Annotated in this window: 16 protein-coding genes and 1 other RNA gene; 6 read left to right on the top strand and 11 right to left on the bottom strand. The window is 70.6% G+C overall.

Translation table 11 applies throughout. The features are described from left to right. Positions 1–45: 45 nt before the first annotated feature. Positions 46–438, top strand: coding sequence for an outer membrane protein assembly factor BamE (bamE, locus tag EIM47_RS05305; RefSeq protein ID WP_198006227.1), 393 nt, complete (start codon positions 46–48; stop codon positions 436–438). 2 nt (positions 439–440) lie between these two features. Here bamE and EIM47_RS05300 read toward each other — a convergent pair whose 3' ends face one another. Both EIM47_RS05300 and EIM47_RS05295 read right to left on the bottom strand, forming a co-directional pair. Continuing rightward, complete coding sequence (locus EIM47_RS05300) at positions 441–713, bottom strand: RnfH family protein (protein WP_026010713.1); 273 nt, start codon at positions 711–713, stop codon at positions 441–443. Beyond that, positions 710–1138, bottom strand: a complete 429-nt coding sequence (locus tag EIM47_RS05295; RefSeq protein ID WP_028915615.1) for a type II toxin-antitoxin system RatA family toxin — start codon at positions 1136–1138, stop codon at positions 710–712. The genes EIM47_RS05300 and EIM47_RS05295 overlap by 4 nt, the downstream gene beginning before the upstream one ends. Before the next feature lie 47 nt (positions 1139–1185). Here EIM47_RS05295 and smpB point away from each other — a divergent pair, with 47 nt between their 5' ends. Beyond that, entirely contained in the window at positions 1186–1701 is a 516-nt protein-coding gene (smpB, locus tag EIM47_RS05290; RefSeq protein ID WP_019399494.1) for an SsrA-binding protein SmpB, read from the top strand. A 39-nt stretch (positions 1702–1740) separates the two neighbouring features. Here the strand turns inward: smpB and EIM47_RS05285 are convergent, their stop codons facing one another. Beyond that, complete coding sequence (locus tag EIM47_RS05285; RefSeq protein WP_028915616.1) at positions 1741–2652, bottom strand: LysR family transcriptional regulator; 912 nt, start codon at positions 2650–2652, stop codon at positions 1741–1743. Positions 2653–2749: 97 nt separating this feature from the next. Between EIM47_RS05285 and EIM47_RS05280 the strand changes: the two genes are divergently transcribed. After that, positions 2750–3832, top strand: coding sequence for an efflux RND transporter periplasmic adaptor subunit (locus EIM47_RS05280; RefSeq protein ID WP_164514542.1), 1083 nt, complete (start codon positions 2750–2752; stop codon positions 3830–3832). Then, positions 3822–4859, top strand: coding sequence for a DUF2955 domain-containing protein (locus tag EIM47_RS05275; protein WP_083852453.1), 1038 nt, complete (start codon positions 3822–3824; stop codon positions 4857–4859). The genes EIM47_RS05280 and EIM47_RS05275 overlap by 11 nt, the downstream gene beginning before the upstream one ends. 62 nt (positions 4860–4921) lie before the next feature. On the opposite strand, the gene ssrA is transcribed toward EIM47_RS05275, so the two are convergent. Continuing rightward, positions 4922–5276, bottom strand: a transfer-messenger RNA (tmRNA) gene (gene ssrA / locus EIM47_RS05270). Positions 5277–5424: 148 nt separating this feature from the next. Here ssrA and EIM47_RS05265 point away from each other — a divergent pair. Both EIM47_RS05265 and EIM47_RS05260 read left to right on the top strand, forming a co-directional pair. Next, the gene (locus EIM47_RS05265; protein ID WP_125076315.1) at positions 5425–6078 is read left to right on the top strand and encodes a UdgX family uracil-DNA binding protein; all 654 of its coding nucleotides are present in this window, start codon (positions 5425–5427) and stop codon (positions 6076–6078) included. Between the two features lie 95 nt (positions 6079–6173). Beyond that, positions 6174–6410, top strand: coding sequence for a hypothetical protein (locus EIM47_RS05260; RefSeq protein ID WP_028915618.1), 237 nt, complete (start codon positions 6174–6176; stop codon positions 6408–6410). A 7-nt stretch (positions 6411–6417) separates the two neighbouring features. On the opposite strand, the gene EIM47_RS05255 is transcribed toward EIM47_RS05260, so the two are convergent. The 7 genes from EIM47_RS05255 to EIM47_RS05225 form a co-directional block, all read right to left on the bottom strand. Further along, a complete protein-coding gene (locus EIM47_RS05255) occupies positions 6418–6891 on the bottom strand; it encodes an MgtC/SapB family protein (RefSeq protein WP_125076314.1) in 474 nt (157 codons plus the stop codon). Positions 6892–6933: 42 nt separating this feature from the next. Further along, positions 6934–8385, bottom strand: a complete 1452-nt coding sequence (locus tag EIM47_RS05250) for a TolC family protein (protein WP_125076313.1) — start codon at positions 8383–8385, stop codon at positions 6934–6936. Next, positions 8379–9110: an SDR family oxidoreductase gene (locus EIM47_RS05245; protein WP_125076312.1), complete on the bottom strand. Its 732-nt coding sequence runs from the start codon at positions 9108–9110 to the stop codon at positions 8379–8381. Before EIM47_RS05245 ends, EIM47_RS05250 begins: the two co-directional genes overlap by 7 nt. 113 nt (positions 9111–9223) lie before the next feature. Then, positions 9224–12406 carry a multidrug efflux RND transporter permease subunit gene (locus tag EIM47_RS05240; RefSeq protein ID WP_125076311.1) on the bottom strand — a complete coding sequence of 1061 codons (3183 nt, stop codon included), beginning with the start codon at positions 12404–12406 and terminating at the stop codon, positions 9224–9226. A gap of 114 nt (positions 12407–12520) precedes the next feature. After that, a complete protein-coding gene (locus tag EIM47_RS05235; RefSeq protein WP_125076310.1) occupies positions 12521–13723 on the bottom strand; it encodes an efflux RND transporter periplasmic adaptor subunit in 1203 nt (400 codons plus the stop codon). Between the two features lie 59 nt (positions 13724–13782). Beyond that, on the bottom strand, positions 13783–14580 hold the full coding sequence (locus EIM47_RS05230) for an SDR family oxidoreductase (protein ID WP_125076309.1): 798 nt from the start codon (positions 14578–14580) through the stop codon (positions 13783–13785). After that, positions 14577–14804, bottom strand: a complete 228-nt coding sequence (locus EIM47_RS05225) for a hypothetical protein (protein ID WP_019399482.1) — start codon at positions 14802–14804, stop codon at positions 14577–14579. The genes EIM47_RS05230 and EIM47_RS05225 overlap by 4 nt, the downstream gene beginning before the upstream one ends. Positions 14805–14868: the final 64 nt, after the last annotated feature.

Raw genomic sequence — 14868 nt, 5'->3', positions numbered from 1 at the left:
TATCATCGGCCCATTCTCCACCCCCGCGTAGACGCAATGCCAAGCCTGTCCCGCCTGCTGCTGATCGCTCCCGCCTGCCTGGCCCTCGCCGGTTGCGGCATCCTGTACAAGCAGCCGATCTACCAGGGCAACCTGATGGAAAAGGAGGCGGTGGACCAGCTGCGCCCGGGCCTGAGCAAGCAGCAGGTCGCCGGCCTGCTCGGCACCCCCTCGCTGGCCGATCCCTTCCACCACCAGCGCTGGGACTACGCCGCCAGCGAGCGCACCGACCGCCAGGGCAACGTGGAGATCAAGACCCTGACGCTGCACTTCGAGAACGACACCCTGGTGCGCTGGGAAGGCGAGTACTTCCCCGAGCAGGACCTGGAGCTGGCGCGCAAGTCGCTGCGCCAGTTCGGCCCGAACATCCCCAAGGACAAGGACAAGCGCCGCCGCTGAGGCTAGCGTCCGCCGCGCTGCGCGCCCGCCCGGCGCCGGCGCGCTTCCTTCGGGTCCAGCAGCAACGGCCTGAGCAGTTCCACCCGGTCGCCGTCGCGCAGCGGCGTCTCCGGCCGCGCCGCCGCCCCGAACACCGCGTAGCCGGCCACCTCGCCTTCGTGGCCCAGCGCCGCCGCGCGCACCGCGTCGGCCACGCTCGCGCCCTCCCGCAGTTCCAGCTCGCGCTGCTCGAAGCGGTGCGGCCAGGCGATGACGACCTGCACCCGCATCCTCAGGCCTCGCGGTCGGCCACGCGCACGAAGTCGTCGACCATGCGGTCGGCCAGGCCCTGGAAGCCCAGCGCGAACACCGGCCCCAGCAGGCGCGAGGCCGGCTCGAACTCCAGGGTCAGGCTGACCTTGCAAGCCGCTTCGTCCAGAGCCTGGAAGGTCCACACGCCGTGGAGCTTGCGGAACGGGCCGTCGCGCAGCTGCATGTCGATCCGGTGCGGCCGCTCCAGCCGGTTCTCGGTGGTGAACCAGGTGCGCAGCGAGCCCAGGCCCAGGTCCAGGCGGGCGACCATGCGGTCCTCGCCCTGCTCCAGGACCTGCGCCTGCTCGCACCACGCGAAGCGCCGCGGATAGGCGGCCACGTCGTTGACCAGGTCGAACATGCGGGCCGCCGTATGGCCGACCAGGGCACTGCGGGTGATGCTTGGCATTTGGACCGGGGCGTCTGCGGCCGCCCGATTTGGGCGACAATGGATGGATGAGCAAGAAAGCGCCCAATGATAAGGCAAAGGCCAAGTCCAAGGCCGAGCCGGCCAACCGCACCATCGCCCTTAACAAGCGCGCCCGCTTCGAATACCACCTGGTGGAACGGTTCGAGGCCGGCCTGGCGCTGCAGGGCTGGGAGGTCAAGGCGATCCGCGCCGGCCGCGCCAACCTCACCGACGGCTACGCCTACGTGCAGGACGGCGAGATCTACCTGATCGGCGCGCAGATCACGCCGCTGATCCAGGCCTCCACCCACGTGGTGGCCAACGACCGCCGCACGCGCAAGCTGCTGCTGCACCGGCACGAGATCGACAAGCTGATCGGGCGGGTCGAGCGCGACGGCTACACCATCGTGCCCACCGCCATGTACTGGAGCGGCAACAAGGTCAAGCTCGAGATCGCCCTGGCCAAGGGCAAGAAGGAGCACGACAAGCGCGATACCGCGCGCGACCGCGACTGGCAGCGCGAGAAGCAGCGCGCCCTGCGCCGCCACAACAAGGACGCCTGAGCCGCCGCGCGGGCCGGCCGCCGGCGGCGCCGGCCCGGCTCAGGTGCCGGCCTGCAGCTTCTCGGCGATGAAGTCGAGGAACAGCCGCATCCGCTGCGGCAGGTGGGCGCGCGAGGCGTAGACCGCGTACAGGTTGATCTGGTCGCATTCGAAGGCCTGCAGCGGGCGCACCAGGCGCCCCGCGCGGAGGTCGCTTTCCACGTCCCACAGGGCCTTGTATGCAACGGCGCGTCCCGCCAGCGCCCACTGGTGGACGACCTCGGCGTTGTTCGAAAGCAACGTTCCACCGACGCGGATTTCCCGCAGCTGGCCTCCCTCCCGGTACAGCCAGCGGTCGAACACCCGGCGGCCGCGCACCAGGCGCGCGCAGTCGTGTTGCAGCAGGTCCTCGGGCCTGCGGATCGGCGCGTGCCGCTCCAGGTATTGCGGCGAGACCACCGTCACCCGCTGGCTGCGCAGCAGCGTGCGCGTGACCAGGTTGCCGTCGTTGGGCAGGTCCAGCAGCAGGCCGATGTCGATCTCTTCCTCGACGATGTCGACGTGGGCGTCGTTGAGGAAAAGCTCGATGCTGATCCGGGGATAGCGCGCGGTGAACTCCGCCACCAGCGGCGCGACGCGGTTCCTGCCGATTTCCAGCGGCGCACAGATGCGCATGTGCCCGCGCGGGTCCCTGGCGCGCTCGGTGAGCTGGGCCTCGGCGGCGTCGAGCTCGCGCAGGATCGCCTCGGCGCGCTCGAGCAGGAAACTGCCTTCCTCGGTCAGGGTGAAGCGGCGCGGACCGCGCTCGATCAGGCGCACGCCCAGCCGCTGTTCCAGCGCCGCCAGGCGGCGGCTTACGACCGGCAGCGAGCTCTGCAGGCGCCGCGCGGCCTCCGAAAGGCTGCCCGCCGCGGCGATGCGCACGAACAGCCTGAGGTCGCCAAAAGCATCGGTCGCGCGCCAGCCTTCCATTTTCCGCAAGGCTATCTTCCTTTTTTTTCCCCTACAAGGCGCCAGGGGCGGCCACCACAATTGCGCCGGATCCAACGGAATACCGAGCGTTTCAACCATGGCCGACCAGACTTCACGCCCCGAGCCGACCCCCGAGCAACGCTTCCGCCGGAGCGTCTACATCGCCACGGCGATTGGGGTCCTGCTGCTGCTTTACGTGGTCGTCGCCGACCAGTTCATGCCCCTGACCCCGGAGTCGCGGGTGCTCTACGACACCACCCGGATCGCGCCGGAAGTGCCCGGCACGGTGGTCCGGGTGAACGTCGCCAACGGCCAGGCGGTGAAGGCCGGGCAGGTGCTGTTCGAGATCGATTCCACCCGCTACGAGCTGGCGGTGCGGTCCGCCAAGCTGGCCCTGGAGGAAACCGAGCGGACCATCCGCCAGCGCGACGCCGACATCGCCGCGGCGCGCGCGGCCGTGGCCAGCGCCAGGGCGGTGGCGGACGACGCGGTGCGCCAGGCCAGGCGGCAGGTCGCCCTGGCCCAGCAGCGCGTGGTGCCGGCCAGCGCCGCCGAGGCGGCCGTCGCCAGGCGCGACGAAAGCCTGGCCGCGCTGCGGGCGGCCGAGGCGCGGCTGCAGGCGGTGCTGGTACAGCGCGGCGAGCAGGGCCCGGACAACCTGTACCTGCGGGAAGCGAAGAACAACCTGGCCATCGCCCAGCGCGACCTCGAGCACACCCGCATCGTGGCGCTGGAGGACGGCATCGTCACCAACATGCGGTTGCGCCCCGGCAACTACGTGCCGGCCGGCACGCCGGTGCTGGCGCTGGTGGGGCTCAAGCCCACCATCACCGCCGATTTCCGCGAGAAGGCGCTGAACCGGGTCAACCCGGGCGACCCGGCCATCGTCAGCCTCGATGCGCTGCCCGGGCGCGTGTTTGTCGGCCGGGTGGTCTCGGTGGACGCGGGCATCGCCCAGGGACAGCTCAACCCGGATGGCTCGCTGGTGGAGACCGTGGAGACCGACCGCTGGATCCGGCGCGCGCAGCGCGTGCGGGTGAACGTGCAGCTGGAGGATCCACCGCAGCTGGTCAGCGGCTCGCGCGCCACGGTGCAGCTGGTGCCGCACAGCTCGACCATCGCCCGCGTCTTCGCGGAAGCCCAGATCCGCCTGCTGGCCGCGCTGCGCTATGTCTACTAACCCTGCCCAGGTGCTGACCGCCAACGACTGGCGCCAGGCCTGCCGCATGGCCTTCGGTGGCTTCGTCGGCTGGGCGCTGGCGACCCTGCTGTCCCTGCCCTACGCGGCCTATTACGCGGTCTACCCGCTGGTACTGCTCGGCCTGTCCCCGGTCTACGACCGGCACGTGGCGCTGCAGTTCATCGCCAGCGCACCGACCGGGATGATCGCCGCCAGCCTCATGATCGGCGTGTTCTCCACCCACCCGGTGGTGATGACCGCGATCTACCTGGGCTACGCCCTGTTCTGCTTCGCGGTCATGACCAGCCCGCGCAAGCTGTTCATGTACGGCGCCATGTGCCTGGCGGTGTGCAGCGGCCTGGTCCACTACGGCAGCTACCCGGAGATGGCGTGGCAGCAGCTGTTCTGGGCCATCGCCGGTTCGCTGGCCTGCAGCGTGGTCCTGTACGTGCTCTCGTTCGCCCTGTTCCCGGACGTGGAGCCGCGCGCCCCGCGCATCCCGCCGAAGCGCACCCCGACCCAGCGCCGCCACCTCGTCCTGCTGTGCGCGCTGGGCGCGACCGGCTCGTTCGCGTTCTTCCAGCTGGTCGAGATGAGCGATTCGCTGAGCGCGCAGATGGCCACGGTGCTGATCCTGCTGGGCCTGACCCACGAGGGCATCTGGAGCTTCGGGCGCACCCGCATCGTGGGCTCGGTCATAGGCTCGATCCACGCCTCGGTGACGCAGCTGCTGATCACCCACTACTCCAGCTTCTGGCCCCTCACCGCGAGCGCCCTGCTGGCCGGGCTGCTGTGGTTCAGCGCCAGCCACACCCGCGACAAGTCCGGTTCGATGACGGGTTTCTCGGCGGTCACGGCGCTGGCGATCCTGTTCGGCCTGCTCAGCCCCACCGACGACCTGATCGGCAACTCCCTCTATCGCGGCGTCTCGGTGGTGATCTCGGTCTCGGCGATGCTGGTGTTCATCTCGCTGCTGCACTACGCGCTCAACCGCTTCCCCTCGACCCGCTGGGAAACCCCGGCCTGATCGCGCCGGCCACCGCGCGGGCAAGAAAAAACCCCAGCCCGCGGGGGCTGGGGTTTCGTCATTGGTGGAGGTGGGCGGAGTTGAACCGCCGTCCGAAGGCACTCCATCTCCGGCACTACATGCTTAGCCCGCCGTTGGGTCTCGTCCCGTTGCAGCACGGCGTGCGAAGCGCGCCCCGGGACCAGCCTGTTTTGTTTTGACCATCAGCTGACAGGCAGCCGCCGATGGCGATCCCGTGATGATGACCCTACATCCACGAGCACGGGCACAAGTGGGTTCGGGGCTAGGCCTTAGGCGGCCAGAGCGTAGTTGTCGTCGTTGGCAACTATGAGTTTTGCCGCTGGATTAACGAGGAAAGCTGCCCCCTCGGCATGCGCCAGTCGACTTCGCAACCCCCGTCGAAACCAGGACACCCCCGGGAACTTCGGGCGAGCTTCATCGCCAGACGGTAGCCAGTGTAGGGACGCCGGCGGCGCCAGACAAGGCGTGCGTGGCCGCAGGCGCGGCCGCGGTTCATGCGCCGGCGTTCACCCGGCGCGCGCGATGCCTGCCCTAGCCTGCGGCCATGCCGCGACCAGACGATCCCGTGCGCGGCGCGCCGCGGCTGGCGCGCCCGGTGGACGACGTACCGGAAGGCAGCCTGTCCGCGCTGCGCCGTCAGGCCGCCGGATGCCGGCGCTGCCCGCTGTGGCGTCCGGCCAACAGGACCGTGTTTGGCGCCGGGCCGGCGGGCGCACGCACCCTGCTGGTGGGCAAGCAGCCCGGCGACCGCGAGGACCTGGAGGGCAAACCCTTCGTCGGCCCGGCGGGGCAGCTGCTGCGCCGGGCGCTGGCCGAGGCCGGGCTCGAGCCAGCGTCCCTGTACCTGACCAACACGGTCAAGCACTTCAAGTTCCAGCCGCGCGGCAAGCGCCGGCTGCACCAGCGCGCCAATGCCGCCGAACAGGCCGCCTGCCGGCCATGGCTGGCTGCCGAGCTGGAGCGGGTGGATCCGGACGTGGTCGCCGCGCTGGGCGCGATGGCCGCAAACGCCGTGTTCGGGACGGCGTTCCGGCTCACCCGCCAGCGCGGGCAGTGGCAACGCATCGGCCCGCACACCCACGCGCTGGCGACCTGGCATCCCTCCGCCATCCTGCGCATGCGCGGCCCGGAGCGCGAGCGCGCGTACGCGCAGCTGCTGGAGGACCTCCGCCGCCTGCGGCAGCCGCCCGCGGGCTGATGGGATCGCCTGGATTGCAGCGCTTTCCGCAGCCCTCGCCCCGCGTTCACGGCGCCGGCGCTGCAATGCCCGCTTCCAACCTGCGGAGGTGCCCCATGGCCCGGTGCGACGTATGCGGCAACGACTACGACAAGGCTTTCCGGATCACCCTGGCCGACGGCAGCAGCGGTACCTACGATTCCTTCGAGTGCGCCATCCACGCGGTCGCGCCGACCTGCGAGCACTGCGGATGCCGGATCATCGGCCACGGCGCCGAGAGCGGCGGGCGCTTCTTCTGCTGCGCGCACTGCGCCTCGCACGCCGGGGTCGAAGGCATCGAGGACCGCGCCTGAGCGGCGCCTATTCCTCCGGCCCGTCCTCCGGCGGCAGCAGCCGGCGCCGCTCGAACCAGCGCAACACGGTCAGCACCGCCAGCGTCAGCAAGGCGATCGCCAGGCCAAGGGCCAGGTAGCCGAAGCCGACGGTGATGCCGATCGCCGCCACCGTCAGCAGCGAGGCGGCGGTGGTGATGCCCTGCACGCCGTCGCCCTTGCGGCTGGCGAAGATGGTGCCGGCGCCGATGAAGGAGACGCCGGCCACGACTGCCTCGACCAGCCGCAGCGGATCGATGCGCAGCCCCGTGCCGGCATAGTGGTCGTCCTCGAGCACCATCCGGCTCAGGCCGAGCAGCAGGGCCGAGGTTCCGGCCACCAGCATGTGGGTACGGAACCCGGCCGGTCGATCCTTCAGCTCGCGCTCGTAACCGATGGCTCCGCCCAGCGCCATCGCGTAGACGACGGCCGGCAGCACCCGCAGCTGTTCGATCCATTCCATGCCGCGCACGATTGCCAGACCGCCGGCTACGCGCCGTGAAGGTCAGTTCCCCAGGGGTGGCGCCCATGTGGCGGCGGCGATTCCCTGCCCCTCCGACTGGTCGCCATTGCCAGCATGGGCGTTGGCGCCTCCCAGCGCCTTGTAGACCGCCACCGCCGCGATGTTCACCGAGGCCTCCGCATCGGCCAGGGCATCGTCGGCGGCCAGTTGGGTACGTTGCGCATCCAGCAGCGTGAGGAAGTCGGTCGCGCCCTCGCGATAGCCAACGCGGGCCAGCCGCTCGGCTTCCCGGGCAGCCTCGGCCTGCTCGACCACGATGCGCAGGCGCTCCTGCCGGCGCGCATAGTCCTGCAAGGCATTCTCGGCGTCTTCCAGCGCCGCCAGCACGGCCATCTCGTACTGCACGGCGGCGGCGTCGGCTCCCGCCTCGGCAGCGCGCAACCGCGCACGCACGCTGCCCATGTCAAACGCAGCCCAGCTGATGGTCGGGCTCACCGACCAGGCTTCGTTGCGCCCGGCGACCAGCGAGGAGAACTCGCCGGACAGGAAACCGGCGAAGCCGCGGATGCTGATCCGCGGGAACAGGTCGGCCGTGGCTACGCCGACGCGCGCGGTGGCCGAAGCCAGGCGCCGTTCGGCCGCACGCACGTCCGGCCGGCTGCGCAGCAGCTCCCGGGTATCCCCCAGCGGCAGCCCCCGCGCGAATGCGGGCACCGGCTTCGGCGCCAGCAGCTCGTCCAGCGCCCCCGGCTGCAGTCCCTGCAGCACCGCGAGCCTGTGCCGCGCGGTGGCCTCGATCGAACGCAGCAGCGGGATGTCGGCCTCGATCGCCTTAAGGCGCGCGCGGCTGCTGTGCACGTCCAGGGCGCTGCCCGCGCCAAGGTCGCGACGGGTTTCGGTCAGGCGCTGGGTCTGGTCGAGGTTGCGCAGGGTCTGCTCGGCTACCTCGATCCGCTTCTGGGTGCCGCGCAGGAGGAAATAGTTGCGCGCCACCTCAGCGGCGAGGCTCACCTGCACGTCCTCCAGCCCTGCCTGCTCGGCCTGCAGGTCGGCACGGGCCGCCTCCGCGCCGCGGCGCAACCGGCCGAACAGGTCCAGCTCCCAGGCTGCGTCGAAGCCCAGGGTATAGACCTCGTCGATGCCGCCGCCTGCGGCATCCGGCTGGCGCGTCCGCTCGCCGGTCGCCGCGGCACCGACGTGCGGCCATGGGTCCAGGCGACGTTCGCTGAACACCGCGCGCGCGGCACGCACACGGGTCGTGGCAAGGCGCAGGTCCGGACTGGCCAGCAGCGAATCGTTGACCAGCTTTTCCAGCACCGGGTCATCGAACTGCGCCCACCACTGGACGACGGCGACGCCGGGGGCGAAAGCGTTGCCGGCGGCGTTGCCCAGGTTCACGTCCGGCGGGACCGGCGCGCGGTAATCGGGGCCGACGGCGCATGCCGACAGGGCGACGGCGGTGGCCACGGCCAGTGCGATCGTGCGGATCACCATGGCAGCGTTTCTCCCAGGTGGGTGAACGTTCCGGTCGGTCCGTCGGCTCCGAGCAGCGCCATCTCGACACTGCTCCTCGCGCCGACGCCGACATCGAGTTCTGCATTGGGGTTCATGTCGGTCTTGATGTTGCCTGGGTGGATGGCATTGACCTTGATCCCGGTGTCGCGAAGCTCGTAGGCAAGCTGGATGGTCCAGGCGTTCACCGCGCTCTTGGAAACGTTGTAGGCCGGCAGCTTGATCGCGTAATAGTCCGAAGCCGGGTCCGCCTGCAGGGCGCTCGAGCCCAGCACGCTGGACACGTTCACGATGCGCCCGGAGCTGGAGGCCCGAAGCAGCGGAAGAAACGCATGGGTGACCTCGACCAGGCCAAACACGTTGGTTTCGAAAGTCTGGCGCCAGGTTTCCAGCGGCTGCTCGGAGGGGGCCTTGTTCCAGTCATCGAGGGCGATGCCGGCGTTGTTCACCAGGATGTCCAGCCGGCCGTGGCGGCGTTCCACCTCGCGGACGGCTTCGCGGATGCTGTGGCCGCTGGTGACGTCGAGCGCGATCGCCTCGACCGGCAGGCCCTCCGCCTGCAACTTCAGGGAGGCCTCGACCGCGCGTGAGCGGTCGCGCCCGGCCAGGAGCGTATGCACCCCGGCCTGCGCGAGCTGGCGCACGGTCTCCAGGCCGATGCCGCGGGTGGCACCGGTGACCAGGGCAATGCGGGAAGACGTGTTCATGGATGGGGATTCCTTGTCGTTCGGGATGGGAGCGGCGCGGTCGCCGCTTCCGGGCCAGGTTGGTGCCCGGGACCCGGCGGTTCACGCCGGATCCGGACCAGGCTTTCTTCGCCTCATGCGTGCACCTCCGCGGCATGCGCCCCGTCCTCGGCATGCGGCGCGTGGGACACCAGCGGGCGGTTGGCCAGCTTGCGCAGGGCCACGTAGAACACTGGGGTCAGGAACAGGCCGAACAGGGTCACGCCGAGCATGCCGGCGAACACGGTCACGCCGGTGACCGAGCGCACCTCCGCGCCCGCCCCGCTGGACAGCACCAGCGGCACGGTGCCGGCGATGAACGCCACCGAGGTCATCACGATCGGACGCAGGCGCAGGCGGCAGGCCTCCAGCGCGGCCTCCAGGATGCCCTTGCCCTGCAGCTCCAGTTCGCGGGCGAACTCGACGATCAGGATCGCGTTCTTGCACGCCAGGCCCATCAGCACCACCAGGCCCACCTGCACGAACACGTTGTTGTCGCCGCCGGTCAGCCACACCCCGGCCAGGGCCGAAAGCATGGTCATCGGCACGATCAGGATCACCGCCAGCGGCAGGGTCCAGCTCTCGTACAGCGCGGCCAGCACCAGGAACACCAGCAGCACGGCCAGCGGGAACACCACCAGCGAGGCCTTGCCCTGGGTGGCCTGCTGGTAGCTCAGGTCGCTCCAGTCGATCGCCATGCCCGGCGGCAGGACTTCCCGCGCCAGCCCGGCCACCGTGGCCATGGCCTCGCCCGAGGACAGCACCCGCGGGTCGGCGTCGCCCATCAGGTCGGCGGCCGGGTAGCCGTTGAAGCGGATCACCGGGTCCGGGCCGTAGGCCTGGCGGATGTCGACCATCGAGCCCACCGGCACCATCTCGCCGGCGGCGTTGCGGGTGCGCAGGTTGGCGATGTCGCTGACGTCGTCGCGGAACGGCGCGTCGGCCTGGGCGATCACCTGCCAGGTGCGGCCGAACATGTTGAAGTCGTTAACGTAGGCCGACCCCAGGTACACCTGCAGGGTCTCGAACAGCTCGGTCAGCGGCACGCCCTGCGCCTTGGCCTGGACGCGGTCGACCTCGGCCTCCAGCTGCGGCACGTTGGCCTGGTAGCTGGAGATCGGGAAGCCCATGCCGGGCACCTGCGAGACCGCGCCCTGGAAGGCCTGCACCGCGTTCTGCAGCTCGCCGTAGCCCAGGCGTGTGCGGTCCTCGACGAACAGCGACCAGCCCGAACCGTTGCCCAGGCCCTGGATGGCCGGGGGCATGAAGGCGAAGGTGAAGCCGTCCTGGATCGTGGAGAAGCGGCGGTTGAGCTCGGCGGTGATCTCCTCGGCGCTGGCCTTGCGCTCGCCGAACGGCTTGAGGGTGAAGAACACCACGCCATTGTTCGGGGTGTTGGTGAACTGCAGCGGGTTCAGGCCCGGGAACGCCACCTCGTTCTGCACGCCCTCGACCTCGGCCGCCATCGCCGCCATGCGCTTGAGCACCGCGTCGGTGCGCTCGATCGAGGCACCCTCCGGCATCTTCACGCCGGCGATGACGTACAGCTTGTCCTGCACCGGGATGAAGCCGGCCGGCACCGCGTTGAACACCACCCCCGCGCCGACCAGCAGCAACGCGTACACCGCGAACACCGCGCCGCGGCGGCCCAGGGCGCGCGATACCGCGCCCTGGTAGCGCTCGGAACTGGTGTTGAAGAAGCGGTTGAACGGGCGGAACACCCAGCCAAACAGGCGCTCGATGATGCGCGTGGGCCGGTCCTTCTCCGCGTCGTGCGGCCGCAGCAGCTTGGCCGCCAGCGCCGGCGACAGGGTCAGCGAGTTGATCGCCGAGATCACCGTGGAGATGGCGATGGTCACCGCGAACTGCTTGTAGAACTGGCCGGTGACGCCGGTGAGGAAGGCCATCGGCACGAACACCGCGCACAGCACCAGGGCGATGGCGACGATCGGCCCGGACACCTCGCGCATGGCCAGGTGCGCCGCCTCCAGCGGACTGGCGCCCTCCTCGATGTGGCGCTCGACGTTCTCCACCACCACGATCGCGTCGTCGACCACGATGCCGATCGCCAGCACCAGGCCGAACAAGGTCAGGGTGTTGATCGAGTAGCCCAGCACGTACAGCACCGCGAACGTGCCCACCACCGACACCGGCACCGCCAGCAGCGGGATGATCGAGGCGCGCCAGGTCTGCAGGAACAGGATCACCACCAGCACCACCAGGAACACCGCTTCCATCAGGGTGCTGATCACCGACTTGATCGAGTCGCGGACGAAGATCGTGGTGTCGTAGATCGACTGGATCTCCACGCCGGGCGGCAGCCGCGGCCGGATCTCGTCCATCTTGCGCACCACCGCGTCGCGGATCTCCAGGGCGTTTGCACCCGGCGCCTGGAAGATGCCGATGGCCGCCGCGTTCTTGCCGTCCAGGCGCGCGCGCAGGGTGTAGTCGCCGGCGGCCAGCTCGATGCGGGCCACGTCGGACAGGCGCACGACCTGGCCGTCTTCGCCGTTCTTGAGCACGATGCCGCCGAACTCCTCCACGCTCTCCAGGCGGCCCTTGGCGTTGATCGGCAGCAGGAAGTCGCTGCCGCCGGGCATCGGTTCGGCGCCGATCTGGCCGGCGGAGACCTGCACGTTCTGCTCGCGGATCGCGCGCAGCACGTCGCCGGCGGTCATCTGCCGCGCGGCCACCTTGTCCGGGTCCAGCCAGATGCGCATGGCGTAGTCGCCGCCGCCGAACAGCTGGGCCTCGCCCACGCCTGGGATGCGCGCCAGCTCGTCCTTGACGTGCAGGCGCATGTAGTTGCGCAGGTACAGCGAGTCGTAGCGGCCGTCGCTGGAAGTCAGGTGCACGACCATCAGGAACACCGGCGACTGCTTCTGGGTGGTCACGCCCTGGCGGCGCACGTCCTCGGGCAGGCGCGCCTGCGCCTGGGCGACGCGGTTCTGCACGCGCACCGCGGCCTCGTCCGGGTCGGTCCCGGGGCGGAAGGTCACGGTCAGCTGCAGCACGCCGTCGGAACCGGCCACCGACTTGAGGTACATCATGTCCTCGACGCCGTTGATCGCCTCTTCCAGGGGCGTGGCCACCGTCTCGGCGATGACCTTGGGGTTGGCGCCCGGGTAGACGGTGCGGACCACCACCGAGGGTGGCACCACGTCCGGGTATTCGCCGATCGGCAGCAGCGGGATCGAGATCAGGCCAGCGGCGAAGATCACGATCGACAGCACCGCCGCGAAGATCGGCCTGTCGATGAAGAAGCGCGAGAAGTCCATGGGGGTGGTTCCTGGATTCCGGGAAAGAAAGGGCCCGCCCTCCCCTGGGGGAGGGGGATTCGGGGAGGACGGGCGCCTTGGGGGAAGCCGCGCCTTGGGCGCAGGCCGGTCAGGTCATCGCGCCGCCAGGGAGGACGAAGCGGACGCCGGCTCGCCCATGGCAACGGCCTGGGCCTGCACCGGCATGCCGGGGAAGAACACCTTCTGCACGCCCTTGACGATCACCTTGTCGCCGGCCTGCAGGCCCTGTTCGACGATGCGCAGGCCCTCGACCAGGCGGCCGACGACGACGTCGCGCCGCTGCGCCTTGCCCTCCTCGTCGACCACGTACACGTACTTGCGGTCCTGGTCGGTGAGCACGGCCTTGTCGTCCACCAGCGCGGCCTCGAAGCGGCCGCTGCCCGGCAGGCGCACCCGCGCGTACAGGCCGGGGGTGAAGCGGCGGTCGGCGTTGTCGAGCACGGCGCGGGCGCGGATGGTGCCGGTGCTGCGGTCGACCTGGTTGTCGAGGAAGTCGATCGTGCCGCGGTGGGGGAAGCCGTCCTCGTTGGCCAGCGCGACCTGCACCGGCAGCGTGCCCTCGCGCTCGCTGGCGCGCTTGCCGCTGCGGGCCAGCTCGGCGTAGCGCAGGAAGCTGCGCTCGTCGGCGTCGAAGTGCACGTGCACCTTGTCCAGCGACACCACGGTGGTCAGCACGCTGGCGGCATCGCCGGCGCCGACCAGGTTGCCCGCGGTCACCAGCGCCCTGCCGGCGCGTCCGTCGATCGGCGCGCGCACCCGGGTCCATTCCAGGTTGAGCCGCGCCGCGTCCACCGCGGCCTGCGCCGCGGCGAGGTCGGCCTGGGCCTGCTGCGCGGCGGCGCGCCGCTGCTCCCAGGTTTCCACCGAAATGGCCTGTTCGTCGGCCAGGCGACGGGCGCGCTCGGCCTCGCTGCGCGCCACTCCGGCCTGCGCCCGCGCCCGCGCCAGCGCGGCCTCGGCACGCGCCAGCTCGGCGCGGTAGCTGCGGTCGTCGATGGTGAACAGCACGTCGCCCTTCTTCACTTCCTGGCCTTCGCGGAAGTTCACCGATTCGATGTAGCCGGAAACGCGCGGACGCAGCTCGACGCTCTCGACCGCCTCGATGCGGCCGCTGAATTCGTCCCACTGCTGCACCGGGCGCACCGGCACCTCGGCCACGGCCACTTCCGGCGGCGGCATCTGCTCGGCCGCGTGGCCGCCGTCGCAGCCGGCCAGCAGGGTCAGCGCGATCGCGCCGATGGCGCCGAGCGCCAGCAGGCGTCGGGTCCTGATACGGGGTCGGATCGTCCTGGTCATGGGGGTGTCCTTGTAATCCGTGGGGGAAAGGGGGAGGAACGGTTGGCTGGCGGGCGCGCTCATGCGGCACGTCCCGCGTCGGAGGCGCCTGGGGCGCCGGAAGCCGCGTCGAGCACGCTGGCGAACTCGCGGCCGAGCAGGCCCGGCGGCATGGCGCCGGCGTTGTCGGCGTAGGTGACGATGCAGCGTGCGTCCGGGCTGCTGCGCGCCAGCAGCGAGACCATCGCGCGGCCCACGCCCAGGGCGCTGTGCCAGCCGGGACAGGCCCTGGCGGTGTTCTCGGCGGTCCACACCGGCGCGTCGATCGACAGCATCTGCACGCGCACGCCCAGCGGCTGGGCTTCCTCGTGCAGCACCTGCACCAGCATGCGGGTGGCCGCGATCGCGACCGAGGCATGGCCATAGCCGGCCCAACCGCAGCGCGCATGCGGACCACCGGCCACCAGGTAGCGGTCGCCGCCCCGCTGCTGCAGCAGCGGCAGCAAGTGGCGGGCAGCGGCCAGGTGGGGCAACACTTCCTGTTCCAGGCTGGCCGAAAGCACCGGCACCGCCTGGTCCAGCAGGCGCGAGGCGCGGCGCACGCCGGCGGTGGCATCCACCACCGCGCGCAGGGGCCGCGGCCGCCGCGCGATGCGGCGGGCCAGGTCCTGGGCGGCGCCGTCGTCGGCTACCGAGGCCACCATCACCTCCAGCCCGGGCTCGTCGGCGTGCATCGCCGCCAGGCGCTGCAAGCGGGCCGCGTCGCGCGCCACCGCCAGCACCGGACTGCCCGCCTCCAGCAGCGCGGCGACCACGCCCGAACCGACCCGGCCGCTGGCGCCAAGCACCAGCACCTCGGGAGCGAGCATCCCGTTCATGGGATTTTTTCTCCCATCGCCGGGATAATCCCGCCGGAGCGACCATGCCGGTGCTTGTGCGTGGCCGGCAGCGACAGCCCGCCCTGCTGCAGCCGGCGGGACACGGTGAACTCGCGGAAATGCCCGCGGGGCCTGCTTTCCCCGAGTTTCGGCAGGTGCAAGTCCTTGTCGCCATTCGGGGCACTGGGCGGAGCAAACAGGATCTTGAGGCGCCGGATCAGCATGGCATCCCTCCTTCGGTGGGCACGGGATGCAAAGCTACGCTTCGAATCAGGACTTGATTAGTCC

This window comes from Pseudoxanthomonas sp. SGT-18 (assembly GCF_003931645.1).
GTDB lineage: Bacteria > Pseudomonadota > Gammaproteobacteria > Xanthomonadales > Xanthomonadaceae > Pseudoxanthomonas.
The sequence above is the reverse complement of the archived record's forward strand: the minus strand, read 5'-3'. Positions and strand labels throughout refer to the sequence as shown.